Origin of the sequence: Weizmannia acidilactici, from assembly GCF_008974185.1 — a bacterium.
Lineage (GTDB): Bacteria > Bacillota > Bacilli > Bacillales > Bacillaceae_C > Weizmannia > Weizmannia acidilactici.
Map to the genome: position 1 here is coordinate 20622 of NZ_BKZP01000016.1, position 25018 is coordinate 45639.

General features: G+C 46.8%; 41 protein-coding genes. All 41 read right to left on the reverse strand.

The features are described from left to right. Window positions 1-18: 18 nt before the first annotated feature. The 41 genes from BpJC4_RS08450 to BpJC4_RS08650 all read right to left on the reverse strand — a co-directional run bounded on the left by BpJC4_RS08450 (window position 19) and on the right by BpJC4_RS08650 (window position 24805). A complete protein-coding gene (locus BpJC4_RS08450) occupies window positions 19-393 on the reverse strand; it encodes a hypothetical protein (protein WP_151680398.1) in 375 nt (124 codons plus the stop codon). A 53-nt stretch (window positions 394-446) separates the two neighbouring features. Beyond that, complete coding sequence (gene rpsI, locus BpJC4_RS08455; RefSeq protein ID WP_151680397.1) at window positions 447-839, reverse strand: 30S ribosomal protein S9; 393 nt, start codon at window positions 837-839, stop codon at window positions 447-449. 21 nt (window positions 840-860) lie between these two features. Next, complete coding sequence (rplM, locus tag BpJC4_RS08460; RefSeq protein WP_151680396.1) at window positions 861-1298, reverse strand: 50S ribosomal protein L13; 438 nt, start codon at window positions 1296-1298, stop codon at window positions 861-863. 189 nt (window positions 1299-1487) lie between these two features. Continuing rightward, complete coding sequence (gene truA / locus BpJC4_RS08465; protein WP_151680395.1) at window positions 1488-2237, reverse strand: tRNA pseudouridine(38-40) synthase TruA; 750 nt, start codon at window positions 2235-2237, stop codon at window positions 1488-1490. Next, a complete protein-coding gene (locus BpJC4_RS08470) occupies window positions 2234-3043 on the reverse strand; it encodes an energy-coupling factor transporter transmembrane component T family protein (RefSeq protein ID WP_151680394.1) in 810 nt (269 codons plus the stop codon). The genes truA and BpJC4_RS08470 overlap by 4 nt, the downstream gene beginning before the upstream one ends. Continuing rightward, window positions 3043-3909, reverse strand: a complete 867-nt coding sequence (locus BpJC4_RS08475; protein ID WP_151680393.1) for an energy-coupling factor ABC transporter ATP-binding protein — start codon at window positions 3907-3909, stop codon at window positions 3043-3045. Before BpJC4_RS08475 ends, BpJC4_RS08470 begins: the two co-directional genes overlap by 1 nt. Beyond that, window positions 3885-4733 (reverse strand): energy-coupling factor ABC transporter ATP-binding protein, encoded by an 849-nt coding sequence (locus BpJC4_RS08480; RefSeq protein ID WP_151697781.1) that lies wholly within the window; start codon window positions 4731-4733, stop codon window positions 3885-3887. Before BpJC4_RS08480 ends, BpJC4_RS08475 begins: the two co-directional genes overlap by 25 nt. Before the next feature lie 414 nt (window positions 4734-5147). After that, entirely contained in the window at window positions 5148-5534 is a 387-nt protein-coding gene (rplQ, locus tag BpJC4_RS08485; protein ID WP_151680391.1) for a 50S ribosomal protein L17, read from the reverse strand. A gap of 50 nt (window positions 5535-5584) precedes the next feature. Continuing rightward, on the reverse strand, window positions 5585-6529 hold the full coding sequence (locus tag BpJC4_RS08490) for a DNA-directed RNA polymerase subunit alpha (RefSeq protein WP_151680390.1): 945 nt from the start codon (window positions 6527-6529) through the stop codon (window positions 5585-5587). A 182-nt stretch (window positions 6530-6711) separates the two neighbouring features. Further along, window positions 6712-7101, reverse strand: a complete 390-nt coding sequence (rpsK, locus tag BpJC4_RS08495; protein ID WP_151680389.1) for a 30S ribosomal protein S11 — start codon at window positions 7099-7101, stop codon at window positions 6712-6714. 24 nt (window positions 7102-7125) lie between these two features. Further along, on the reverse strand, window positions 7126-7491 hold the full coding sequence (gene rpsM / locus BpJC4_RS08500; protein WP_151680388.1) for a 30S ribosomal protein S13: 366 nt from the start codon (window positions 7489-7491) through the stop codon (window positions 7126-7128). Window positions 7492-7511: 20 nt separating this feature from the next. Further along, the gene (gene rpmJ / locus BpJC4_RS08505; RefSeq protein WP_003156543.1) at window positions 7512-7625 is read right to left on the reverse strand and encodes a 50S ribosomal protein L36; all 114 of its coding nucleotides are present in this window, start codon (window positions 7623-7625) and stop codon (window positions 7512-7514) included. Window positions 7626-7731: 106 nt separating this feature from the next. Further along, window positions 7732-7950, reverse strand: coding sequence for a translation initiation factor IF-1 (gene infA, locus BpJC4_RS08510; protein WP_013858101.1), 219 nt, complete (start codon window positions 7948-7950; stop codon window positions 7732-7734). 613 nt (window positions 7951-8563) lie between these two features. Next, window positions 8564-9220: an adenylate kinase gene (locus BpJC4_RS08515; RefSeq protein ID WP_151680387.1), complete on the reverse strand. Its 657-nt coding sequence runs from the start codon at window positions 9218-9220 to the stop codon at window positions 8564-8566. A 62-nt stretch (window positions 9221-9282) separates the two neighbouring features. Next, entirely contained in the window at window positions 9283-10578 is a 1296-nt protein-coding gene (gene secY / locus BpJC4_RS08520) for a preprotein translocase subunit SecY (RefSeq protein WP_151680386.1), read from the reverse strand. Further along, window positions 10578-11018, reverse strand: a complete 441-nt coding sequence (gene rplO, locus BpJC4_RS08525; RefSeq protein ID WP_151680385.1) for a 50S ribosomal protein L15 — start codon at window positions 11016-11018, stop codon at window positions 10578-10580. The genes secY and rplO overlap by 1 nt, the downstream gene beginning before the upstream one ends. A 32-nt stretch (window positions 11019-11050) precedes the next feature. Further along, window positions 11051-11230 (reverse strand): 50S ribosomal protein L30, encoded by a 180-nt coding sequence (gene rpmD, locus BpJC4_RS08530; RefSeq protein ID WP_151680384.1) that lies wholly within the window; start codon window positions 11228-11230, stop codon window positions 11051-11053. Window positions 11231-11244: 14 nt separating this feature from the next. Further along, window positions 11245-11745 (reverse strand): 30S ribosomal protein S5, encoded by a 501-nt coding sequence (gene rpsE, locus BpJC4_RS08535; protein ID WP_151680383.1) that lies wholly within the window; start codon window positions 11743-11745, stop codon window positions 11245-11247. A gap of 23 nt (window positions 11746-11768) precedes the next feature. Then, complete coding sequence (gene rplR, locus BpJC4_RS08540) at window positions 11769-12131, reverse strand: 50S ribosomal protein L18 (RefSeq protein WP_151697782.1); 363 nt, start codon at window positions 12129-12131, stop codon at window positions 11769-11771. A 31-nt stretch (window positions 12132-12162) separates the two neighbouring features. Beyond that, on the reverse strand, window positions 12163-12699 hold the full coding sequence (gene rplF / locus BpJC4_RS08545) for a 50S ribosomal protein L6 (protein WP_151680381.1): 537 nt from the start codon (window positions 12697-12699) through the stop codon (window positions 12163-12165). A 29-nt stretch (window positions 12700-12728) separates the two neighbouring features. Further along, the gene (rpsH, locus tag BpJC4_RS08550) at window positions 12729-13127 is read right to left on the reverse strand and encodes a 30S ribosomal protein S8 (RefSeq protein ID WP_151680380.1); all 399 of its coding nucleotides are present in this window, start codon (window positions 13125-13127) and stop codon (window positions 12729-12731) included. Window positions 13128-13156: 29 nt separating this feature from the next. Further along, window positions 13157-13342 (reverse strand): type Z 30S ribosomal protein S14, encoded by a 186-nt coding sequence (locus BpJC4_RS08555; RefSeq protein ID WP_014096494.1) that lies wholly within the window; start codon window positions 13340-13342, stop codon window positions 13157-13159. Between the two features lie 27 nt (window positions 13343-13369). Beyond that, window positions 13370-13909, reverse strand: a complete 540-nt coding sequence (gene rplE, locus BpJC4_RS08560; RefSeq protein ID WP_151680379.1) for a 50S ribosomal protein L5 — start codon at window positions 13907-13909, stop codon at window positions 13370-13372. Window positions 13910-13935: 26 nt separating this feature from the next. Next, entirely contained in the window at window positions 13936-14247 is a 312-nt protein-coding gene (rplX, locus tag BpJC4_RS08565; RefSeq protein ID WP_151680378.1) for a 50S ribosomal protein L24, read from the reverse strand. 38 nt (window positions 14248-14285) lie between these two features. Further along, the gene (gene rplN, locus BpJC4_RS08570; protein ID WP_013858089.1) at window positions 14286-14654 is read right to left on the reverse strand and encodes a 50S ribosomal protein L14; all 369 of its coding nucleotides are present in this window, start codon (window positions 14652-14654) and stop codon (window positions 14286-14288) included. 47 nt (window positions 14655-14701) lie between these two features. After that, a complete protein-coding gene (gene rpsQ / locus BpJC4_RS08575; protein ID WP_151680377.1) occupies window positions 14702-14965 on the reverse strand; it encodes a 30S ribosomal protein S17 in 264 nt (87 codons plus the stop codon). Window positions 14966-14985: 20 nt separating this feature from the next. Further along, window positions 14986-15189, reverse strand: coding sequence for a 50S ribosomal protein L29 (gene rpmC / locus BpJC4_RS08580; protein WP_151680376.1), 204 nt, complete (start codon window positions 15187-15189; stop codon window positions 14986-14988). Next, the gene (gene rplP / locus BpJC4_RS08585; protein ID WP_013858086.1) at window positions 15179-15613 is read right to left on the reverse strand and encodes a 50S ribosomal protein L16; all 435 of its coding nucleotides are present in this window, start codon (window positions 15611-15613) and stop codon (window positions 15179-15181) included. The genes rpmC and rplP overlap by 11 nt, the downstream gene beginning before the upstream one ends. Window positions 15614-15615: 2 nt before the next feature. Beyond that, a complete protein-coding gene (gene rpsC / locus BpJC4_RS08590; protein WP_151680375.1) occupies window positions 15616-16272 on the reverse strand; it encodes a 30S ribosomal protein S3 in 657 nt (218 codons plus the stop codon). Window positions 16273-16275: 3 nt separating this feature from the next. Next, window positions 16276-16617, reverse strand: a complete 342-nt coding sequence (rplV, locus tag BpJC4_RS08595; RefSeq protein WP_151680374.1) for a 50S ribosomal protein L22 — start codon at window positions 16615-16617, stop codon at window positions 16276-16278. An 18-nt stretch (window positions 16618-16635) separates the two neighbouring features. Further along, a complete protein-coding gene (rpsS, locus tag BpJC4_RS08600; protein WP_151680373.1) occupies window positions 16636-16914 on the reverse strand; it encodes a 30S ribosomal protein S19 in 279 nt (92 codons plus the stop codon). 60 nt (window positions 16915-16974) lie between these two features. Then, window positions 16975-17805: a 50S ribosomal protein L2 gene (rplB, locus tag BpJC4_RS08605; RefSeq protein WP_151680372.1), complete on the reverse strand. Its 831-nt coding sequence runs from the start codon at window positions 17803-17805 to the stop codon at window positions 16975-16977. Window positions 17806-17839: 34 nt separating this feature from the next. Next, window positions 17840-18124, reverse strand: a complete 285-nt coding sequence (gene rplW / locus BpJC4_RS08610) for a 50S ribosomal protein L23 (RefSeq protein WP_151680371.1) — start codon at window positions 18122-18124, stop codon at window positions 17840-17842. Continuing rightward, window positions 18124-18747: a 50S ribosomal protein L4 gene (rplD, locus tag BpJC4_RS08615; protein WP_151680370.1), complete on the reverse strand. Its 624-nt coding sequence runs from the start codon at window positions 18745-18747 to the stop codon at window positions 18124-18126. Before rplD ends, rplW begins: the two co-directional genes overlap by 1 nt. 24 nt (window positions 18748-18771) lie before the next feature. Beyond that, window positions 18772-19401 carry a 50S ribosomal protein L3 gene (rplC, locus tag BpJC4_RS08620; RefSeq protein WP_151680369.1) on the reverse strand — a complete coding sequence of 210 codons (630 nt, stop codon included), beginning with the start codon at window positions 19399-19401 and terminating at the stop codon, window positions 18772-18774. Between the two features lie 36 nt (window positions 19402-19437). Beyond that, entirely contained in the window at window positions 19438-19746 is a 309-nt protein-coding gene (gene rpsJ, locus BpJC4_RS08625) for a 30S ribosomal protein S10 (RefSeq protein ID WP_025729837.1), read from the reverse strand. Window positions 19747-20097: 351 nt separating this feature from the next. Beyond that, on the reverse strand, window positions 20098-21285 hold the full coding sequence (gene tuf, locus BpJC4_RS08630) for an elongation factor Tu (protein WP_151680368.1): 1188 nt from the start codon (window positions 21283-21285) through the stop codon (window positions 20098-20100). A 125-nt stretch (window positions 21286-21410) separates the two neighbouring features. After that, entirely contained in the window at window positions 21411-23489 is a 2079-nt protein-coding gene (gene fusA / locus BpJC4_RS08635) for an elongation factor G (protein WP_151680367.1), read from the reverse strand. 46 nt (window positions 23490-23535) lie between these two features. Next, window positions 23536-24006 carry a 30S ribosomal protein S7 gene (rpsG, locus tag BpJC4_RS08640; protein WP_151680366.1) on the reverse strand — a complete coding sequence of 157 codons (471 nt, stop codon included), beginning with the start codon at window positions 24004-24006 and terminating at the stop codon, window positions 23536-23538. 36 nt (window positions 24007-24042) lie between these two features. Next, the gene (rpsL, locus tag BpJC4_RS08645) at window positions 24043-24462 is read right to left on the reverse strand and encodes a 30S ribosomal protein S12 (protein WP_151680365.1); all 420 of its coding nucleotides are present in this window, start codon (window positions 24460-24462) and stop codon (window positions 24043-24045) included. A gap of 94 nt (window positions 24463-24556) precedes the next feature. Next, window positions 24557-24805: a 50S ribosomal protein L7ae-like protein gene (locus tag BpJC4_RS08650; RefSeq protein ID WP_151680364.1), complete on the reverse strand. Its 249-nt coding sequence runs from the start codon at window positions 24803-24805 to the stop codon at window positions 24557-24559. Window positions 24806-25018 lie beyond the last annotated feature (213 nt).

Sequence of the window (25018 nt, forward strand, 5' to 3'; positions counted from 1 at the left end):
ATGGGCGGGCTTCCCTTTTTATTTTAGGGGTGACGCAAAAGAAATTTCAGCTGATTTCTGTAGGAACTCCGCCGATTTTTTTGGTACTACCGCTGATTTTTCTGGGATCCCCGCCGATTCCCCCACGTTTTCCGCCGATTTCTCTGAACCAAGCGGGGCGCCCTGGCCATTGTTTCTTACTTTTATCGCTCTTTTTTTAGGAATGATGCATAGGGGCGGGCACTCTTCTCCGCCTTTTTTCAACTTTTCGCTGATTTCCTGCACCTTTCCGCCGATTTTTTTGATATTACCGCTGATTTTTCCGGAACTCCCGCCGATTCCCCCACGTTTTCCGCCGATTTCTCTGAACCGGGCAAGGCGCACAGCCCCAGTTTCAAGCTGTTTCCCAAGCATAAGAAAAAGCCCCCAAACCAAATGTGGTCCGGGAGCCTTCGTCGTAAAATAAATTAACGTTTCGAGAACTGCGGTGCGCGGCGGGCGCCTTTGAGGCCGTATTTTTTACGTTCTTTCATACGTGCGTCACGGGTCAGCAACCCTGCGCGTTTTAATGTTGCGCGGTATTCAGGGTCAGCCTCAAGCAATGCACGGGCAATGCCGTGGCGGATTGCGCCGGCCTGTCCGGTGAAGCCGCCACCTTTTACGTTTACCAAAACATCGTAGCTGCCTGCTGTTTCCGTTATATTCAATGGTTGTTTAATGACTTCGATTAAAGCCTCGAACGGGATGTAATCTTTTACGTCGCGTCCGTTAATCGTAATATTGCCGTTTCCAGGAACTAAGCGGACACGTGCAACAGAACTTTTGCGGCGTCCAGTTCCGGTATATTGTACTTGTGCCAAAATAATGCCCTCCTTTTAAAATTATCCGCGAAGTTCGTAGACTTCAGGTTTCTGTGCTTCATGCGGATGCTCTGGTCCTGCATACACATGCAATTTTTTGAACATTTGGCGCCCAAGGGAACCTTTTGGTAGCATACCTTTGATTGCAAGTTCCAGCATTTTTTCCGGGTAGTTCGCACGCATTTCGCCTGCCGTGCGCTGTTTCAGGCCGCCTGCAAACTGGCTGTGGCGGTAGTAAATTTTGTCCGTTAATTTTTTGCCTGTCAATTCGATTTTCGATGCATTTACAATGATCACATGGTCACCCGTATCCACGTGCGGTGTGAAAGTCGGTTTATGTTTGCCACGTAAAATAGATGCGACTTCAGAAGCAAGGCGCCCAAGGGTTTTGCCTGATGCATCCACTACGTACCATTTACGTTCAACATCATTTGCTTTTGCCATATAAGTCGTACGCATGAGTTTACCCTCCTAAAAAATAATCGCAAAACACTCATGATCTATTGTCATCAACACGAATAAGTTTCCGGGGCTTATCGTGGAGTAAAAAAAACAATACCATATGATATAATATCGGTTTGGGGCAAGAATGTCAAGCAAATGTTACGCCCGGAACGGTTGTTTTTACAAACCTTTTTGGATGCGGCCTCAACCGGTTCCGCCGTAAGACACTTTCCATAAATACAACCCTTGCGGCGGCGCCGTTTTACCCGCAAAAATCCGGTTCCGTTTTTCAAGAATCTTGCGCATCTCCCCGGGCGCCCGTTTCCCACTGCCAATTTCAAGCAAAGTGCCGGTCAGGATCCGGACCATATTATATAAAAAACCGTCGCCGGTAAACCGGATGACGAGTTCGCCTTCCTTGCGCAAAAACTCAATTTCTTTTAAGGTGCGGATCTTATCTTCCACTTCCGTTTTCGCCGAACAGAAACTCGTAAAATCGTGGGTGCCGAGTACAGACTCCGCCGCTTCTTCCATCGCTTCCATGTCCAGCGGAAACCTTACCATGCAGGCGTAATGGTGCTTAAACGGGCTGCGGACATCCGAGAAATAAATCCGGTAGCGGTACTCTTTCTCTTTTGCCGAAAAGCGGGCGTGGAAATCCGGTTGTGCGCGTTCCGCTTTTAAAACCGAAATGTCATCGGGAAGCAGGCTGTTTAAAGCAGCCGGCCATTTCTCCTCCGGGATGGAAAGATCGGTATCAAAATGTATGACCTGGCCCATCGCGTGTACGCCGGCATCCGTCCGTCCGGAAGCTGCCGTTTTGACCGGCCGGCTTTTATGGATGGAGGCAAGCGCCTTTTCCAGTTCCGCCTGTACCGTCCGCTGCCCGGGCTGGACCTGGTAGCCGGCAAAACCGGAACCGTCATAGCTGATCGTGCATTTGATCCTGCTCATAAAATCCCCCCGTCACGGAATAACACAAGCAGAACCGTCACTGCCGCGAGAGAACATAAGGAAAGGGTGTCAGCAGGCCGCCAGACGAGCAGGCGGTATTTTGTCCTGCCTTCCCCGCCTTGGTAACCCCTCGCTTCCATCGCGGTCGCGAGCTCCTCCGCCCTTTTAAACGAGCTGACAAACAGCGGAATCAATAAAGGAATGATGGCCTTGACCCGGTCTTTCAGGCTGCCCCCCGAGAAATCGACGCCCCTTGCCATTTGCGCTTTCATGATTTTTTCGGTTTCATCCATCAAGGTCGGGATAAACCTTAACGAAATCGACATCATCAAAGCAAGTTCATGCACTGGAAATTTAATTTTCAGGAGCGGGCTAAGCAGCATTTCAATCCCATCCGTTAGCGAAATCGGCGTAGTAGTCAACGTCAAAAGCGACGTCAAAAAAATCAGAAGCAAAAACCGGAGCGAAATAAACACGCCCTGCCGAATCCCTTCGCTGTAAATACGGATAAACGCATAATGGAAAACAAGCTGCCCTTCCCGGTTAAAGAAAAGCTGCAAGAAAAATGTAAACACAACAAGCCACAAAATCGGCATTAAACCGTTAATAAAAAAGCGGACGGGCACCTTCGAAAGCAGCATTACCAGCATTGTAAATGCCGTCAAAATCGCATATGTCACCGCGTTGTTGGCCAGGAACACGATACAGATAAAAACAAAGACAAAAATCAGTTTCGAGCGCGGATCCATCCGGTGAATGACGGAATCGCCCGGAATATAGCGCCCGAAAATCATTTTTTCCATCATCAACGCCCACCCCGTTTCAAAAGCGATTGCAGTTCTTCGGCGAGCTCTTCCGCTGTCAGGCAGGTTTTCCCGAGCTTTTTGCCCAGCCTTTTCTCCAGCGTCGACTGGAAGCGGACAATATCCGGCACGCTTAACCCCCACTTTTCAAGCTCTTCCGGATCCGAAAAGATTTCGCGCGGGGGGCCTTTCCGTTTCAGTTCGCCATGGTGCAAAATCACCAGTTCATCCGCGTACGCGGCCGCATCTTCCATGCTGTGGGTAACAAGAATGGTCGTTAAATGTTTTGCCCGGTGCAGTTCGTAAAACAAGTCCATCATTTCCCGGCGCCCGCGCGGATCAAGCCCTGCAGTCGGCTCGTCCAAAACGAGGACGTCCGGTTCCATTGCCAGCACCCCGGCGATGGCAACACGCCGCATCTGCCCGCCTGATAAATCAAACGGCGATTTCGCGAGGATGTCCTCCGGAAGCCCGACAAGCCGGATCAATTCCCTTGCCCGCTTTTTTGCCACGTCTTCCGGCACGCCGAAATTCATCGGCCCGAAACAAATATCCTTTTCAACCGTTTCCTCAAACAGCTGGTGTTCCGGAAATTGGAAAACAATCCCGACTTTTTGCCGGATGGCTTTTAAGTTTTTTTCTTTTTTGCCGGCATCGATCACTCGGTCCCCAATGGTGATTTTTCCTTTTGTCGGCTGCAGCAGGGCATTTAAATGCTGCAACAGCGTCGACTTTCCTGAGCCGGTATGCCCGATCACGGCGATATAGCGGCCCGACGGAATTTCGAGGGAAATATTATGGAGCGCAAGCCTTTCAAACGGCGTATTCGGCTGGTAACGGTATTCTACTTGCTCAAGTGCAATGTCCATAGTGCATCCACCAATTCTTCGTCTGTTAAATAAATCATAGGAAAATCAAACCCGATTGTTTTTAACGCTTTTGCCATTTTCACTGGAAACGGAATATCCAAACCGAGTGCTATCAGCTTTTCGTCCATTTGAAAAATTTCACGCGGCACGCCCTCTTTGTACACCTGCCCCTGGTTCATCACGATCATCCGGTCGGCCTGGGCAGCTTCCTCCAAATCATGAGTGATGGAAATGACGGTCAGGCCGACTTCACTTTTTAACTCTCGGATTGTCCCCAGCACTTCTTTCCGGCCAACCGGGTCGAGCATTGAAGTCGCTTCATCCAAAATGATGACTTTCGGCTGCAGCGCAATAATGCCGGCAATCGCCACCCTTTGCTTCTGGCCGCCCGATAAATGGTGCGGCTCACGGTCCAAAAAGGCGGACATGCGCACGCGTTCCAGGGCGTCATGGACGCGTTCCACCATGATGTCGCGCGGGACGCCGTGGTTTTCGAGGCCGAACGCGACATCATCCTGTACGGTTGTGCCGACAAACTGGTTGTCCGGATTTTGGAAAACCATGCCGACCCTCCTCCTGATTTCCCACACGTTTTCCACAGACAAAGGGAGCCCGCCAACCGTGATGGACCCCGTTTCGGGAAATTGGAGACCGTTCAGCAACCTGGCCAACGTCGACTTTCCGGAACCGTTATGCCCGACGATGGCCAGCCATTCGCCTTCATATACTTGAAAAGAAATATCCTTTAACGCATAAGTTTCCTGTCCCGGGTAACGAAAGGAAACTTGATGGATGTCAATGACTGCGTTTCCGCCTTCTGCCAATGTTGGATTCCTCCTCGGTAAGCCTTGTCTACCTGCGGTAAAGCATGCTGCTAACGATCATAAGCAAAACTTCCTGCTTATTGTCTATTTTACCGTATGACCCGGCTGTTTGGCAGGAAAAATATCCCCATAATAAAAAAGCCTGCACCCCTCTTCAGTGTAGACGTTAACAAACCCGCGCAAACAAGATTAAAAAAAGAGAGGTGCAAGGAGCTAGACGGGTCACGCGAACATGCCCATCGTAACACTCGTTTTTAAGGAAGGCTGGATCGTATCAAGGATGGTGAATTACCGCGAAATCCGCTTTGTTTTGGCGTTACTGCCCCGCAAACCCCGCGGTAATCAATCGTTCATTATAGAAAAAGGGCAGAGAAGCAGTTAAGATACTTCCAAACTGTCCAGCCCTTGTCATGATCATTCGCTTACTTTTTCGTCTTCTTCGACGAATTCGATAATGGCAACCGGTGCGCCATCCCCGCGGCGCGGACCCACTTTCATAATCCGGGTGTATCCGCCCTGGCGTTCCGTATAACGCGGTGCGATTACCGAGAACAATTTTTGAACAGCATCTTGTTTCGTTTCTGCATCAGCCGTTTCGTGGCGTACAAATGCAGCAGCCTGGCGGCGGGCATGAAGATCCCCGCGTTTTCCAAGCGTAACTAATTTTTCAACAACCGAGCGTAATTCTTTTGCACGTGCTTCAGTTGTTTCGATGCGTTCGTTGATGATAAGGTCTGTTGCTAAATCGCGCAGCAATGCTTTACGTTGGGCGCTTGTGCGTCCTAACTTTCTGTAAGGCATGAAGTTTCCCTCCCTTATGTTGGATTATTAGTCGTTGCCTTTCGACCAGCTTAGTCGTCTTTACGCAAGCCTAAGCCCAAATCTTCAAGCTTCGCTTTAACTTCTTCCAAAGACTTGCGGCCCAAGTTGCGCACTTTCATCATGTCTTCTTCCGTCTTGTTGGCCAACTCCTGGACAGTATTGATGCCCGCGCGTTTCAGGCAGTTGTAAGAACGAACCGAAAGATCAAGTTCTTCGATGGTCATCTCAAGCACTTTTTCTTTTTGGTCCTCTTCTTTTTCCACCATGATTTCGGCGTTTTGCGCTTCGTCCGTCAGTCCTACGAAGATGTTCAAATGCTCAGTCAAAATTTTGGCGCCTAAAGCGATCGCTTCTTTCGGGCCGATGCTTCCGTCAGTCGTTACATCTAATGAGAGCTTATCATAGTTGCTCACTTGTCCTACCCGTGTATTTTCAACCTGATAGCTCACGCGTTGAACAGGAGTATAAATAGAATCTATTGGAATGACACCAATTGGTTGGTCTTCCCGCTTATTTTGATCAGCGGGTACATAGCCGCGGCCTTGGTTGGCTGTCATGCGCATGTGAAGATGCCCGTTTTCGGCAACCGTCGCAATATAGAGATCCGGATTTAAAATCTCCACATCGCTGTCATGCGTAATATCGGCAGCTGTCACAACGCCTTCTCCCTTCACATCGATCTCAAGCGTCTTTTCCTCATCGGAATAAATTTTTAAAGCCAGCTTTTTGAGGTTCAAAATGATGGTTGTAACATCTTCTACGACGCCTTCAATTGTTGAGAATTCATGCATCACGCCATCGATTTGGATGGAAGTGACAGCGGCACCCGGGAGTGAGGATAATAGGATACGACGTAAGGAGTTACCCAAAGTAGTACCATATCCACGCTCAAGCGGTTCTACGACGAACTTGCCATAAGTAGCATCATCGCTAACCTCAACCGTTTCAATTTTTGGCTTTTCAATTTCGATCATTCAAATTTACCCTCCTTCAAAACGTCGAAACCCCGTATAGCACCCAAGGAAGAGCCCTATTCGAAATTCCCCATGTTTGCATTCCCTCTTGTGCACAACAACTGGATCATTCAAATCATATTTTTTGCAGATTATGCATCATATCCCATTATAGACAACGACACAAAATCTATACAAAAAAATTAAACACGGCGACGTTTTGGCGGGCGGCACCCGTTATGCGGAACAGGTGTTACATCTTTAATGGCTGTTACTTCAAGTCCTGCAGCCTGTAGTGCGCGGATCGCGGCTTCACGGCCTGCACCAGGTCCTTTTACGGTAACTTCCAAAGATTTCATCCCATGTTCCATCGAAGCTTTTGCAGCTGTTTCAGCAGCCATCTGGGCAGCAAACGGAGTGGATTTACGCGAACCTTTGAATCCTAAAGCACCTGCGCTGGACCATGCAACAGCATTCCCATGCACATCAGTGATCGTGACGATTGTATTGTTAAAAGTGGAACGAATATGAGCGACACCAGTCTCAATATTCTTTTTCACACGGCGTTTACGAGTATTTGTTTTACGTGCCATAATTTTAGCAACCTCCTTTGCTCATTATTTCTTCTTGCCGGCAACCGTTTTGCGAGGGCCTTTACGGGTACGGGCGTTATTTTTCGTGTTTTGCCCGCGTACAGGAAGGCCGCGGCGATGGCGAAGTCCCCTGTAAGATCCGATTTCCATCAAGCGTTTAATGTTCAGAGAAACTTCACGGCGAAGATCCCCTTCCACTTTCAGCTTGTCAACGATGTCACGGATACGGTTTACTTCATCTTCCGTTAAATCGCGGACGCGCGTATCTTCGGAAATTCCGGCCTCAGCAAGAATTTTCTGTGCGGTTGATTTACCGATACCATAAATGTATGTTAAAGAAATAACAACACGTTTATCACGTGGAATGTCAACACCAGCAATACGTGCCATATAGGTGCACCTCCTTTAAATTATCCTTGTTTTTGTTTGTGTTTCGGATTTTCACAAATTACCATTACTTTGCCTTTTCTGCGGATGACTTTGCATTTTTCACAGATCGGCTTTACAGATGGTCTTACTTTCATTGTTCTACCTCCTTAATATAGCGGAGTACAGACCCGGTATCTTGGGAAACGGATCCCCGGGCATACTTGCCGTTGCACCGAAAAACCCTCGTGTCATGTGGAAAAATTATTTAAACCGGTATGTGATTCTTCCGCGCGTTAAATCATACGGAGACAGTTCAACTGTTACTTTGTCGCCCGGCAAAATACGGATAAAATTCATCCGGATTTTCCCCGACACATGCGCCAGAACAGTGTGACCATTCTCTAATTCTACCTTGAACATGGCATTCGGCAAAGTTTCACTGACAATGCCTTCAACCTCAATGACATCATCTTTCGCCATCGAACTCTTCTCCCTTCTTCTAACATTTGGGACCTAGCATAATACCTTTCCGAAAACCTCAACTCTATAAGGCTCGCCGAAGCTCCTTGCATGTCAACATGACGAACGCAACGGATTACAGCAGGAATCGGCGTCCGTGATTCCGGCGCAATCCAACTGGTCGGAGGGACTGGCGAGAGCTGTATAGTCGGTCCATCAGGTATAAATGGTTCTTCTTGTCAGTCTTGACCAATCCCATGTCCGGCATACACGCGAACGATAGAAAGCCATTTGCAAGAAATTGAATTGCATGAGAGACGTTCGAATGACGTTCGCTGACATCCTGAATAAGGAAGCAGCATTCCTCATCTATTTCCAACAGAATATTTTAGAAGAAGAATATCGCCAAAATGAATTGGAGCCGCAATTTCACCCATCAAATATTCTGTAAGCATTCAACGGTGAAAATCGTCACGAAAACCATTATAACCCTTTGAACCGGAAAATGCATCTAACTTGAAAAGTTTTTTTCGCCAATTCCATCCAAAACCGGTATGGCGGCAAAACTGCCTTTTTCCATGAATGGGTTTAATGCCGTACTGATTTTATTGGCTCTCATGAATTCATCGAGTACTTAACGGTCAGCCAATTGGCCCAGCAGTTGGTCGATATCGGAAAAAACTTTCTCAATGTCCTGCTGGCCGTTTACATTCCGCAAATAGCCTTTTTTTCCATAATAATCAAGAAGCGGCTGGGTTTGTTTAATATTCACATCCAAGCGGTTTTGCACAGTTGCTTCATTGTCATCAGCCCGTTGATAGAGCGGGCCGCCACACCTGTCACACACACCTTCCACTTTAGGCGGATTAAACTCCAGATGGTATGTTGCACCGCAGCTTTGGCAGATTCTGCGGCCGGTTAAACGCGCCGTCAAGATGCTTTTATCTACTTCAATATTGATCACATAATCAAGATGTTTATCAAGGCTGCTTAAAATGTCTTCCAAAGCCTCAGCCTGGGCAATCGTTCTTGGGAACCCGTCAAGCAGGAAGCCTTTTTTGCAGTCATCCTTGCTTAACCGTTCGCGCACAATGCCGATCGTGACCTCATCGGGAACCAGTTCGCCTTTATCCATATAGGATTTGGCTTTAAGACCCAATTCAGTTTCTTCCTTGATTGCTGCCCGAAACATATCTCCGGTTGAAATGTGAGGAATGGAATACTTTTCAATGATTTTTTCGGCTTGGGTCCCTTTACCGGCACCGGGAAGGCCCATTAACACTAAATTCATCGGTACAGCCCCCTCAATCTCTGATATCGGCTTCAGGAACAAGGAATGCCCCAAAACCAATTTTATTTAATAAAGCCTTTGTAATGGCGCTTCACTAATTGAGCTTCCAGTTGCAGCATCGTTTCAAGCGCAACCCCGATGACAACGAGCAGGCTTGTGCCGCCGATTCTGGCTGAAGCAGGCAGCCCGACCACATTGGTGAAGATCACCGGAAGAATAGCAATAACCGCTAGAAAAATCGACCCGACAAAAGTCAGACGGTATAAAACCGAAGTAACATATTGCTGCGTATTCTTCCCCGGGCGGATTCCCGGAATATAGCCGCCTTGTTTCTTTAAATTATCGGCAAGCTGTTCAGGATTGACTTGCACAAATGCATAGAAATAAGTAAAAGCAATAATCAAAGCCACATAAATCAATGCCCCGACCGGTTTCGTATAATCGAATATCCATTGTATGGTGCTGGCCACATCGCTGGATCCGAAAAACGATGCGATCGTCTGCGGCGCAATGATGAACGAAATCGCAAAGATGACCGGAATAACGCCGGCAGCATTCACTTTTAGCGGCAGATGTGTGGTTTGGCGCCCGACAGTAGTTCTTCCGGATGAAATATGCTGTGCATACTGAATCGGAATTTTTCTCGATGCCTGCTGAAAATAAATGACCCCAACCACAATGGCCAATACGATCAATGCCAAGAAAGCCAACAGGACAATTTTCAAAAACAGCTGCGATCCGGCATTTTCAATTTGTTGTGCGTAAATTTGGTTAATTGCAGTGGGAATCCCGGCAATAATGCCGGCCATTATCAAAATGGAAATCCCGTTTCCGACGCCTTTTGCCGTAATTTGTTCGCCGAGCCACATCAGGAAAGTGGTACCGGCAGTGAGCGTAAGGGCGATGATCAAATATGCCCCGAAACCGGATTTTGTAATCAGTGCCCCCTGCGCCAAGTTATTGAAGCCGTAGGACATCCCGAACCCTTCGATTAAAGACAAGATAACGGTAAAATAGCGTGTAAACTCATTCAGCTTACGACGCCCCACTTCACCTTGTTTTGCCCACTCGGCAAATTTCGGCACAACATCCATCTGTAAAAGCTGCACGATAATGGATGACGTGATATATGGCATAATTCCCATTGCAAAAATAGAGAAGTTTTTTAACGCACCGCCCCCAAAGGTGTTCAAAAAGCCGACCAAGCCATTTTGGGTGGCAGCATTCAATACTGATGCATCCACGTAAGGAACCGGTATAAAAGCCCCTATGCGGAATACTACCAGCATGAGGAGGGTGAAAATAATTTTATTTCTTATCTCACCCACACGCATAAAATTGGAGATTGTTTTAAACATTAAATCACCTCAGTAGTACCGCCGGCAGCTTCAATGGCTTCTTTAGCAGCAGAGGAAAATTTATGCGCTTTTACAGTCAGCTTTTTCTCAAGCTTTCCGTCCGCAAGTACTTTAATGCCCGATTTTTCCTTGCTGACAACGCCCGTTTCCAGCAAAAGGGCAGGCGTTACTTCCGTTCCGTCTTCAAAACGGTTTAAAGCATCCAGGTTCACAATGGCATATTCTTTACGGTTGATGTTTGTAAAGCCGCGTTTGGGCAAACGGCGGAATAAAGGCGTTTGGCCGCCTTCAAAACCAAGGCGTACACCGCCGCCGGAACGCGCATTTTGCCCTTTATGGCCTTTACCGGCAGTTTTGCCGTTGCCTGAACCAATGCCCCGGCCTACACGATTGCGTTTTTTACGGGATCCTTCTGCAGGTTTTAATTCATGAAGTTTCATGGTTGCACCTCCTCTTATTTTTAGATCAGTGATTATTGTTCCACAACAGAAACAAGATGGGATACTTTATTGATCATACCGCGGATAGCGGGATTGTCTTCGTGTTCAACAGTTTGGTTGACTTTACGCAAACCGAGCGCTTTTACCGTATCGCGCTGGTCCTGCGGGCGGCCAATCACACTGCGGGTGAGGGTAATTTTTAATTTTGCCATTTAGCGTTCCCTCCTTAACCTAATAGTTCTTCAACAGATTTATTGCGCAGTTTTGCAACTTCATCCGCACGTTTCAGTTGTTTAATGCCGGCCATCGTCGCACGAATCATATTAATCGGCGTGTTGGAACCTAAGGATTTGGATGTAATATCCGCAATCCCGGCCAGTTCCAAAATGGCACGCACAGGGCCGCCAGCGATAACACCGGTACCAGGCGAACCAGGTTTCAGCAAAATTTTCCCTGCACCAAAGTGGCCGATGACTTCGTGAGGGATCGTTGTACCCACAACCGGTACTTCAACAAGGTTTTTCTTCGCATCTTCAACTGCTTTGCGGATCGCATCCGGTACTTCTTGTGCTTTACCTGTTCCAAAGCCGACATGGCCATTTCTGTCACCTACAACAACAAGTGCGGAGAAACGGAAACGGCGCCCCCCTTTCACGACTTTGGCAACGCGGTTAACCGTAACAACGCGTTCTTCTAATTCAAGTTTGTTTGGGTCAATACGTAGCATGTAATGTTTTCCCTCCTTTATGATTAAAATTGGAGTCCGTTTTCACGGGCTGCATCGGCAAGGGCTTTAATTCGGCCGTGGTACAAATATCCGCCGCGGTCAAAAACAACTTCTTTCAAACCTTTTTCAAGCGCGCGTTTGGCAATCAATTCCCCAACTTTCCGGGCAGCTTCAATATTGCCGGTCGATTCAAGGTTCAGCTCTTTGTCGAGCGTAGAAGCGCTGGCCAATGTTACGCCGTTGACATCATCAATCAATTGGGTATAAATGTTTTTATTCGAACGATAAACATTCAAGCGCGGACGCTTAGCAGTTCCGCTTAATTTCGCGCGGACGCGTGCATGTCTTTTTTTACGTACTTGATTTTTATCCGGCTTTGTGATCATTGAATTCACTCCTTTCTCATCCTAAGCAGCATTACTTACCGGTTTTTCCTTCTTTTCGGCGTACATATTCGCCTTCATAGCGAATACCTTTGCCTTTGTATGGCTCAGGCGGGCGAACGTCGCGGATATTCGCGGCAAATGCGCCGACGCGTTCTTTGCTTGCGCCTTTTACGACAATTTTCGTATTGGAAGGAACTTCAATTTCCAAGCCTTCTTCCGGTTCAAACTCTACAGGATGGGAGAACCCGACGTTCAGGACAAGTTTCTTGCCTTGTTTTTGGGCACGGTACCCGACCCCGACCAATTCCAATGATTTTTCAAAGCCTTTCGATACACCTTCCACCATGTTCGCAAGCAAAGCGCGGGTTGTCCCGTGCAGTGCGCGGTGGTTTTTGCTGTCGGAAGGGCGCGTTACGTTGATGACATTTCCTTCAACAGAAATGGCAATATCCGGGCTGAAGCTGCGGGTCAATTCGCCTTTTGGCCCTTTTACCGTAACAGTATTTCCGTTAATGTTAACCGTAACTCCGGATGGGATTTCAACCGGTTTTTTTCCGATACGTGACATGTTTTACACCTCCGTTCAACGTCAAATGATTACCATACGTATGCCAAAATTTCCCCGCCGACATTGTTTTTGCGGGCTTCTTTGTCAGTTAAAACGCCTTGCGATGTAGAAACAATCGCAATGCCGAGGCCGTTCAGCACTTTTGGAATTTCGTCAGCTTTCGCATAAACGCGCAAGCCTGGTTTGCTGATGCGCTTGATCCCTGTAATAACGCGTTCGTTGTTTGCGCCGTATTTCAGGAAGATCCGGATGATCCCTTGTTTATTGTCTTCGATATATTCAACATCACGAATAAAGCCTTCGCGTTTTAAAATTTCAGCGATTTCTCTTTTGATCTTGGAAGCCGGTACTTCCAATTTTTCATGACGCACTGTGTTTGCATTGCGGATGCGGGTAAGCAAATCTGCAATTGGATCAGTCATGACCATTATGTTTACCTCCTTCCCAAATTCGGGTTTTACCAGCTGGCTTTTTTCACGCCAGGAATTTGACCTTTATATGCAAGTTCGCGGAAACAAATACGGCAAAGTTTAAACTTGCGAATGACGGAATGTGGTCGGCCGCAACGTTCGCACCGTGTATAAGCTTGCACTTTATACTTCGGTTCGCGTTTTTGTTTCGCAATCATTGATTTTTTAGCCACGTTTTCGCCTCCCTTTAGCAAGAGCTATTATTTTTGGAATGGCATTCCGAGTAAAGTTAACAGTTCACGTGATTCTTCGTCCGTGTTTGCAGTTGTGACAATGACGATGTCCATGCCGCGCACTTTATTGACTTTATCATAATCGATTTCAGGGAAGATCAGTTGTTCCTTAATACCAAGTGTGTAGTTGCCGCGGCCGTCAAAAGATTTTTTGGAAACGCCGTGGAAGTCACGCACACGTGGAAGGGAAACAGAAATTAATTTATCCAGAAATTCATACATGCGCTCACCGCGGAGGGTTACTTTTGCGCCGATCGGCATCCCTTCGCGAAGGCGGAAACCTGCGATCGAACGTTTCGCTCTTGTTACAACCGGTTTTTGGCCGGAAATTAAAGTCAATTCTTCAACAGCATTGTCTAACATTTTTGCGTTTTGGACTGCGTCACCAACACCCATGTTGATCACGATTTTTTCAACTTTAGGCACTTGCATGACGGATGTATAGTTAAATTTCTTTGTTAAAGCAGGAATAACTTCTTTTTCGTATTTTTCTTTTAGGCGGTTCATGTCGTGTACCTCCCTTCATGTTCAAACTATTTATCTAAAACTTCGCCGGATTTTTTTGCTACACGTACTTTTTTGCCATCTCTTACTTCGTAACCGATACGAGTCGGCTCATTTGTTTTCGGGTCAAGCAACATGACATTGGATACGTGGATTGGCGCTTCCATATCGATAATCCCGCCTTGCGGATTAGCCTGGGAAGGTTTCGAGTGTTTTTTCACGATATTCACGCCTTCCACAATGACACGGTCTTTTTTCGGGAATACTGCCAGGATGGTGCCGGTTTTCCCTTTATCTTTGCCGGAGATCACCATCACCTTGTCGCCTTTTTTGACATGCATTACAATCGCACCTCCTTGATTGTCATCAAACTGATAGATTAAAGCACTTCCGGAGCTAACGATACGATTTTCATGAAATTGTTGTTGCGCAATTCGCGTGCAACAGGCCCGAAAATACGCGTACCGCGAGGGCTCTTGTCGTCACGAATAATGACGCATGCATTTTCATCAAAGCGGATGTAGGAACCGTCGCTGCGGCGCACTCCGCTCTTTGTGCGTACGACAACAGCTTTCACCACGTCACCTTTTTTAACAACGCCCCCTGGTGTTGCTTGTTTTACCGTAGCAACAATAACATCGCCGATATTTGCGGTTTTCCGTCCGGAACCGCCTAACACTTTAATCGTTAAAACTTCACGTGCACCTGAATTGTCAGCCACCTTCAAACGGGTTTCTTGTTGGATCATACTCGTTTACCTCCCTTCGGAATCACCGTAATCCGAACTGATATAGATTAAATAATGACTGCTTTTTCAACGATTTCGACAAGGCGGAAACGTTTTGTAGCAGATAACGGGCGTGTTTCCATGATTCTTACGATATCGCCGACTTTTGCTTCGTTATTTTCATCATGCGCCTTGAATTTTTTCGAGTATTTTACGCGTTTGCCGTACAGAGAATGCTTTTTGTAAGTTTCTACAAGGACAGTGATGGTTTTATCCATTTTATCGGATACCACACGGCCGGTATAAACTTTGCGTTGGTTGCGTTCACTCATGTATCGCGAACCTCCTCCCATTATCGGTTGTTAATTCCAATTTCTCTTTCACGAATGACAGTTTTCATACGGGCAATCGATTTGCGAACTTCACGGATGCGGGCGGTGTTTTCCAATTGTCCGGTCGCAAGCTGGAAGCGAAGGTTGAACAATTCTTCCTTCAGCGATTTAATTTTTTGTTCAATTTCGGCAGTGGTCAAGTCACGAATTTCCTTAGCTTTCATTAGATTCACCACCAATTTCTTCACGTTTTACGAACTTGCATTTGATCGGAAGCTTGTGTGAGGCAAGGCGCAAAGCTTCGCGTGCAACTTCTTCGGGAACCCCGGCAATTTCAAACAAAATCTTACCAGGTTTAACTACGGCTACCCAACCTTCAGGCGCACCTTTACCGGAACCCATCCGGACTTCAAGCGGTTTAGCTGTATATGGTTTGTGAGGGAAGATTTTAATCCATACTTTACCGCCACGTTTCATATAACGTGTCATAGCAATACGGGCAGCTTCGATTTGGCGGTTTGTAATCCAGGAAGCTTCCAATGCCTGCAAACCGTATTCGCCAAAAGCCACTTCAGTGCCGCCTTTTGCACGGCCGCGCATTTTCCCGCGGTGTTCACGGCGGTATTTCACACGTTTAGGCATTAACATGATCAGTTTCCCCCTTCCTCAGTTTTTTTCTTGGCAGGAAGGACTTCTCCACGGTAAATCCATACTTTCACGCCAAGTTTTCCATATGTTGTGTCGGCTTCAGCATGCGCATAGTCGATATCCGCACGAAGCGTATGAAGCGGAACAGTACCTTCGCTGTAGTGTTCTGCACGGGCGATATCCGCGCCTCCCAAACGTCCCGAAACCTGTGTCCTGATGCCTTTCGCACCAGCACGCATGGCACGTTGGATTGCCTGTTTTTGCGCGCGACGGAAAGAAACACGGTTTTCCAGCTGGCGGGCAATGTTTTCCGCAACCAATTTTGCATCGATGTCTGCTTTTTTGATTTCAACAATATTAATGTGGACCCTTTTTCCGGTCAGAGCATTCAGTGCTTTACGCAATGCTTCTACTTCTGAACCGCCTTTACCAATGACCATCCCAGGTTTTGCCGTACGGATTGTAATGTTTACACGGTTTGCGGCACGTTCAATTTCCACACCGGAAACAGAAGCATCAGCGAGGCGTTTTGCAATGTACTCACGAATTTTGATGTCTTCGTGCAACAGATCGGCGTAATCTTTTTCTGCATACCATTTAGATTCCCAGTCACGAATCACTCCGATTCGCAAACCGATAGGATTTACTTTTTGACCCACTCATTATCCCTCCTTCTGATCTGATACTACGATCGTAATATGGCTCGTACGTTTGTTGATTTGGCTTGCACGCCCTTGTGCGCGCGGGCGGAAACGTTTGAGCGTAGGCCCTTCATCAACATAAGCCTTCGCCACAACAAGTTCATTCACGTCCATATCGTAGTTGTGTTCTGCGTTCGCAATTGCAGAGTTGAGAACTTTTTCAATAACCGGCGAAGCAGCTTTTGGTGTAAATTTAAGAATCGAAAGTGCTTCTCCCACTTGCTTTCCTCGAATTAAATCAATAACCAGGCGTGCTTTACGAGGAGCAATACGGACTGTTTTCGCGACAGCTTTTGCTTCCATTGGAATGCCCTCCTCTCGTTAGCGTCTTGTTTTCTTATCGTCACCTGCGTGACCCCTGAATGTGCGTGTCGGTGCGAATTCACCGAGCTTGTGGCCTACCATGTCTTCCGTAATGTAAACAGGAACATGTTTGCGCCCGTCATAAACGGCAATTGTATGGCCGACGAATGCAGGGAAAATTGTCGAACGGCGCGACCACGTTTTAATGACTTGTTTTTTGTTGGATTCGTTCAGCTTTTCGATTTTTGACATCAAATGGTCATCAACAAAAGGCCCTTTTTTTAAACTGCGACCCATGGCCGATCCTCCTTTCAAGATTGCGCTACGGTTCAGCCAGCGAACCGTAGTCCAACCGCATTATTTTTTACGACGACGTACAATAAATTTATCGGATTTGTTATTCTTCTTGCGTGTCTTGTAACCAAGCGTTGGTTTGCCCCATGGTGACATTGGGGATTTGCGCCCGATCGGAGCACGTCCTTCACCACCGCCGTGCGGGTGATCGTTCGGGTTCATAACAGATCCGCGGACAGTTGGGCGGACACCCATCCAGCGTTTGCGGCCTGCTTTACCAATGTTTACAAGCTCGTGCTGCTCATTGCCCACTTGGCCGATCGTTGCGCGGCAAGTAGCCAGAATCATGCGCACTTCACCTGAATTTAAACGGACAAGCACATATTTGCCTTCTTTACCGAGCACTTGGGCAGATGTGCCTGCGGAACGGATCAATTGGCCGCCTTTACCAGGTTTCAGCTCGATGTTGTGGATCACGGTACCAACTGGAATTTCGGAAAGCGGAAGTGCGTTCCCTACTTTAATATCGGCATCAGGGCCGGACATGACTTCCATACCGACAGTTAAATTTTTCGGTGCGATAATATATCGTTTTTCACCATCTAAATAATGAATCAATGCAATATTGGATGAACGGTTCGGGTCATATTCGATTGTGGCAACGCGTCCTGGTATACCATCTTTATCGCGTTTGAAGTCGATAATCCGGTATTGGCGCTTATGACCGCCGCCATGATGACGAACAGTTAACTTCCCTTGGTTGTTGCGGCCTGCTTTTTTGTGGAGCGGAGCCAGCAAGGATTTTTCGGGTGTATCCGTCGTAATTTCCTCAAAATCCAAAGCAGTCATGCCGCGACGCCCGTTAGAGGTCGGTTTGTATTTTTTGATCGCCATGTTTTTCCCTCCTCTTCAGTCTGATCAATAAAAATTAAACCTCAAAAATTTCAATTTCTTTGCTGTCTGGCGTTAAAGTAACGATCGCTTTACGGCGCTTGTTTGTATAGCCAACAAAACGGCCCATGCGTTTAAATTTGCCTTTGTAGTTTGCTACGTTTACTTTCGCAACCTTTACGCCGAAAATTTCTTCGACAGCTTTTTTGATTTGCGTTTTGTTCGCTTTCACGTCAACGTCGAAAGTATATTTCTTTTCAGCCGTCAATTCCATTGAACGTTCAGTAATGATGGGGCGCTTCAGAACATCACGTGCATCCATTAACCAAGCACCTCCTCTACTTTTTCAACAGCGGATTTCGTCATGATTAATTTATCATGGCTGACGACATCCAAAACATTTACGCCTGCTGCATCAACGACGGTCACACCAGGAATGTTACGTGCGGATAATGCAACATTTTCGTTTAAAACATCTGTCACGACAAGTGCCTTTTTATCTACCGACAAGTTTTTCAAAACGGCAACAAAATCTTTCGTTTTTGGCGCGTCAAAGTTTAATGCGTCCAAAACCAAAATATTGTTTTCCTGTACTTTCGAAGATAAGGCGGATTTAATTGCAAGACGGCGTACTTTTTTCGGAAGTTTGTAGCTGTAGCTGCGTGGAACAGGCCCAAATACAGTACCGCCCCCGCGCCATTGCGGTGCACGGATGGACCCTTGGCGTGCGCGGCCTGTGCCTTTTTGGCGCCACGGTTTGCGTCCGCCGCCGCTGACTTCAGAACGCCCCTTTACTTTATGGGTTCCTTGGCGCAACGAAGCCCTCTGCATAATGATCGCTTCAAATAAAACATGTTCATTCGGCTCGATACCAAATACAGCGTCTTTTAATTCCACTTCACCGACTTGTGAACCGTTTTGGTTGTATAAAGCTACTTTTGGCATTCCTGTTTCCTCCTTTCTTTACAGTTATTTTGCTTTCACAGCTGCTTTGATTTTAAGCAAAGATTTTTTAGGACCAGGAACGTTTCCTTTAATAAGAAGCAAATTGCGTTCTGTATCGACTTTCACGATTTGCAGGTTTTGGACCGTTACTTGTTCTCCTCCGGTGCGTCCAGGGAGCGCTTTTTGCTTAAATACACGGTTTGGCGCAATCGGGCCCATCGAACCTGGACGGCGGTGGTAACGGGAACCGTGTGCCATTGGTCCGCGGGATTGCCCGTGGCGTTTAATAACACCCTGGAATCCTTTCCCTTTGGAAATTCCGGTTACGTCTACGAGGTCACCCTCTGCAAAAATATCAACTTTGACTTCTTGACCAACTTCAAAATCGCTAGTATTTACTCCGTCAAACTCACGAACGAAGCGCTTAGGTGCCGTATTGGCTTTTGCGGCATGGCCTTTTTCAGGTTTGGTTGCCAAACGGTCCGGTTTGTCGTCAAATCCGAGCTGGATTGCTTCATAACCGTCTGTTTCAACTGTTTTCTTTTGAAGCACAATATTTGGCGTTGCTTCAACAACAGTCACAGGAATAAGATCACCGTTCTCGGCAAAAACTTGGGTCATACCAATTTTTCTTCCTAAGATTCCTTTGGTCATCAGTCACACCTCCTGTTATGTGTATCAAATTTATCATTAAAGTTTAATTTCAATGTCTACGCCGGATGGCAGATCCAACCGCATCAGCGAATCAACAGTTTGCGGAGTTGGATTTACGATATCAATCAGACGTTTGTGTGTACGCATTTCGAATTGTTCGCGAGAATCTTTGTATTTGTGTACAGCGCGCAAGATCGTATAAACGGACTTCTCTGTCGGCAGCGGAATCGGGCCGGAGACGCTCGCACCGGATCTTTTTGCTGTTTCTACAATTTTCTCTGCAGACTGATCAAGGATTCTGTGATCATATGCTTTTAAACGAATGCGGATTTTTTGTTTTGCCATTATTTTCCCTCCTTTTTCGCCTATTTGCTAATAGACATTCTCCATGGAAATTTTCCTGGCACACGCGCCATGGCAAAGTGGCCGGGTGTGTCAGCAACCTCCCACTTCATCGCAGTCAAAGACCAACATCAATCATTATACACAAAATCATAAGCGAATGCAACATAAATCTTGATGTTCCGCCGGTTTCAAAGCTTTCTTTATTATACATAGCCCCCGCAGCATCATTAAGTTTTGGCAATAATTACTGCGGATATCCAATATCGTGTCGAACACCCGAAAACCATGAAAGAATGCATCAAAAAAAGCAGCCGGATTTTTCTCCGGCTGCCTTCTGATTCAAATATTCGATTAGGCTTCGATAGAAGAAACGGAACCTGCGCCTACTGTACGGCCGCCTTCACGGATAGAGAATTTTGTTCCTTCTTCGATCGCAATTGGCGAAATCAATTCTACGCTCATTTCAACGTTATCGCCAGGCATTACCATTTCAACGCCTTCCGGAAGAGTGATAATGCCGGTTACGTCCGTTGTACGGAAGTAGAATTGCGGACGATAGTTAGAGAAGAATGGAGTGTGGCGTCCGCCTTCTTCTTTCGTCAAAACGTAAACTTGTGCTTTAAATTTTGTATGCGGGGTAATGGATCCCGGTTTTGCCAAAACTTGACCGCGTTGTACTTCTTCACGTGCAATACCGCGGAGAAGTGCACCGATGTTGTCGCCAGCTTCAGCATAGTCAAGAATTTTACGGAACATTTCAACGCCGGTTACAGTTGTTTGTTTTGGTTCGTCGCTCAAACCTACGATTTCAACAACGTCACCGACTTTCAATTGTCCGCGTTCTACACGGCCGGTTGCAACAGTACCGCGGCCTGTGATGGAGAATACGTCTTCAACAGGCATCATGAATGGTTTATCAGTGTCACGTTGCGGAGTTGGGATGTATTCATCAACAGCATCCATCAATTCAAGGATTTTTGCTTCGTATTCAGGGTCACCTTCAAGAGCTTTCAAAGCAGAACCTTTAATAACCGGCACTTCATCGCCAGGGAAGTCGTATTCAGAAAGAAGGTCGCGGACTTCCATTTCAACAAGTTCGAGCAATTCTTCGTCGTCCACCATGTCGCATTTGTTCAGGAATACAACGATGTAAGGAACGCCCACTTGGCGGGAAAGAAGAATGTGTTCGCGAGTTTGAGGCATTGGGCCGTCAGCTGCGGATACAACCAGGATTGCACCGTCCATTTGCGCTGCACCTGTGATCATGTTTTTAACATAGTCAGCGTGTCCAGGGCAGTCAACGTGTGCATAGTGGCGTTTTTCAGTTTCATATTCAACGTGTGCAGTATTAATTGTGATCCCGCGTTCGCGTTCTTCAGGCGCACCGTCAATTTGGTCATATGCTTTCGCTTCAGCTTTACCTTGTTTTGCAAGAACAGCGGTAATTGCAGCGGTTAAAGTCGTTTTACCATGGTCAACGTGACCGATTGTACCAATGTTACAGTGTTCTTTAGAACGGTCGAATTTTTGTTTAGCCATCAGGAAATCCTCCTTAATATTTTGGATTAGAAAGTATATATATTGCTTTAAAGCTGCGACAACAACTTTAAAGCGTGATTAACCAATCTAGTAGTAGTTATACTTCAATAAAGGCAATAAATCAATTATTCACCTTTATTTTTTTTGATGATTTCTTCAGCGATTGACTTCGGCACTTCTTCGTAGTGGTCAAAGTGCATCGTGAAGACTCCGCGTCCCTGGGTGCTTGAACGGAGCGCCGTTGCATAACCGAACATTTCGGATAACGGCACCATCGCCCGGACAACCTGCGCATTTCCGCGTGCTTCCATTCCTTCCACGCGTCCGCGGCGGGCAGTAACTTGTCCCATGATGTCCCCGAGATATTCTTCCGGAATGACAATTTCCACTTTCATGACTGGTTCAAGCAGTACCGGGTCACATTTTTCCGCTGCATTTCTTAGCGCAAGGGATGCTGCAACTTTAAATGCCATTTCACTTGAGTCGACATCGTGGTAAGAACCGTCATAAAGTTTTGCTTTAATGTCAACCAAAGGATAGCCGGCCAAAACGCCGCGCTGCATCGCATCTTCCAAACCGGATTGGATCGCCGGGATATATTCGCGCGGAACAACACCGCCGACGATTGCATTTTCAAATTCGAAGCCTTTTCCTTCTTCGTTTGGCGAGAATTCGATCCAAACGTCACCGTATTGCCCGCGGCCGCCGGATTGGCGTACAAATTTACCTTGGACTTGTGCGGATTTGCGGAAAGTTTCACGATATGCAACTTGCGGAGCACCGATATTGGCTTCTACTTTGAATTCGCGTTTCATTCGGTCAACGATGATATCAAGATGGAGCTCACCCATACCTTCGATGATCGTTTGCCCGGTTTCAGGATCCGTATGCGCACGGAATGTCGGGTCTTCTTCCTGAAGTTTTTGCAGGGCGGTTGTCATTTTATCCTGGTCTGCTTTCGATTTCGGTTCTACCGACAGCTGGATAACCGGTTCAGGGAATTCCATCGATTCAAGGATAACGAGATTGTTTTCATCGCAAAGCGTGTCACCGGTTGTTGTGTCTTTCAAGCCGACAGCAGCTGCAATATCCCCGGCATAAACCATGTCGATTTCTTTCCGGTGGTTTGCGTGCATCTGCAAAATACGCCCGATACGTTCGCGTTTTCCTTTTGTCGAGTTTTGGACGTAAGAACCGGAGCTCAACGTACCCGAGTATACACGGAAGAAAGTCAGTTTACCAACGAACGGGTCGGTCATGACTTTGAATGCCAAAGCCGAGAATGGCTCGTCATCGCTGGAATGCCTTACGACTTCTTCACCGGAATCCGGCAACGTACCTTTGATCGCCGGCACATCAACCGGGGAAGGAAGATAATCGACAACTGCATCCAACATCAATTGGACACCTTTGTTTTTAAAAGCGGAACCGCACAATACCGGGAAAAACTCAACATCACAAGTTGCTTTCCGGATGGCGGCTTTCAATTCTTCTTTCGAAATTTCTTCGCCGCCAAGATATTTTTCCATAATGTCTTCATTGATTTCAGCAACTGCTTCAATTAATTTTTCACGGTATTCTTCCGCTTGTTCCCTGTACTCTTCCGGAATTTCGCGGACTTCGATTTTCGTGCCGAGATCATCGCCGTAGAAAGTGGCTTTCATTTCAATCAAATCAATGATGCCTTCGAAGCTGTCTTCGGCCCCGATAGGCAATTGGACCGCATGCGCGTTTGCCTGGAGGCGTTCATGCAGGGAACTTACCGAAAATAAGAAGTCGGCCCCGATTTTATCCATCTTATTGACGAATACAATACGGGGAACTCCGTAAGTTGTTGCCTGGCGCCAAACGGTTTCTGTTTGGGGCTCAACGCCGGACTGGGCATCAAGAACGGCAACCGCACCGTCAAGGACACGGAGCGAACGTTCAACCTCAACTGTGAAGTCCACGTGTCCCGGAGTGTCGATGATGTTGATGCGGTGGTTTTTCCACTGCGCAGTTGTCGCAGCGGACGTAATCGTAATCCCACGTTCCTGTTCCTGCTCCATCCAGTCCATTTGAGACGCACCTTCATGCGTTTCGCCGATTTTATGAATGCGGCCGGTGTAATAAAGGATGCGCTCGGTTGTTGTGGTTTTACCGGCATCGATGTGGGCCATGATACCGATGTTACGAGTTTTTTCTAAGGAGAACTCTCTTGGCATCTCGTTTTTCTCCTTCCTTTAGGTGTAATTTAGGAGTATTGGAATATTACCAGCGATAGTGAGCGAACGCTTTGTTTGCTTCGGCCATTTTATGCGTATCTTCGCGTTTTTTCACTGCAGCGCCTGTGTTGTTCGCTGCATCCATGATTTCGTTCGCGAGGCGTTCTTCCATCGTTTTTTCTCCGCGGAGGCGGGCATAGTTTACCAGCCAGCGAAGCCCTAAAGTTGTCCGGCGTTCCGGGCGCACCTCAACCGGCACCTGATAGTTCGCACCACCTACACGGCGTGCTCTTACTTCAAGAACAGGCATGATATTTTTCAATGCTTGGTCAAAAACTTCCATTGGATCTTTGCCAGTACGCTCACGAATAATATCAAAAGCGGAATAAAGGATGGTTTGGGCTTTCCCCCTCTTGCCATCGATCATCATTTTGTTGATTAAACGTGTTACCAGCTTGGAATTGTAGATCGGATCCGGTAATACGTCTCGTTTTGCTACAGGCCCTTTACGTGGCATGAAATGATCCTCCTTTCAGCGGTTGTTATAGATTTATTATTTCTTTTCTTTAGGTTTTTTCGTGCCATATTTGGAACGGCCTTGTTTGCGGCTGTCAACACCGGCAGTGTCAAGCGCACCGCGGACAATGTGGTAACGGACACCAGGCAGGTCTTTTACACGGCCGCCGCGGATCAGCACAACGCTGTGTTCCTGCAGGTTATGGCCGATGCCAGGAATGTACGCCGTTACTTCAATCCCGTTTGTTAAACGGACACGGGCATATTTACGAAGCGCCGAGTTCGGTTTTTTCGGGGTCATTGTACCAACACGGGTACATACTCCGCGTTTTTGTGGTGAAGCAAGGTCGGTATTGATTTTTTTGAAGCTGTTGTAGCCTTTGTTCAGCGCAGGTGATTTTGATTTCTCGATTTTGGATTTACGAGGTTTGCGCACCAATTGGTTAATTGTAGGCATCTGTTTTTCCTCCCTTCGAACAATTTAAGCCCACACATCCAGGTGGTTCATTTAATGGTAAAAACAAACTTTTGCGTCAATGCGCAAAAAATGTTTAATAAATGAGTGCAACAGCTGCAGCTCCGACTTCAATGCCGCATGCTTTCCCGAGCTGTTTTTTTGACTCGGTATAGGTAACCGGCACATTGAATTCTTCGGCAATGGCGATGACTTTGCCCGTTACGTTCGGATCAGCATCTTCAGCAACAAGCAACTCATCAACATTTCCAGCCTTTAAAGCTTTTACTGTTTGTTTTGTTCCTACAATAATTTTCTTTGCCTGATTTACTTTTTCATAAGACATTGCAGTATCCTCCAAAGTATACAGGTATTGATAGGAGCACCTTGAATATATTATCACTTTGAAAATCCAAAGTCAACATTCATGTAAAAAAACATCATAAGAATGGCACGCCGGAAAAACCGGCGCAGCCACTCCATGTCTAACTTATGATTTACCTCCGCTTTTCGATTGTCCAGCTGCGGGTGTTATTGGGCTAGCGGATTTCCGGCCTCT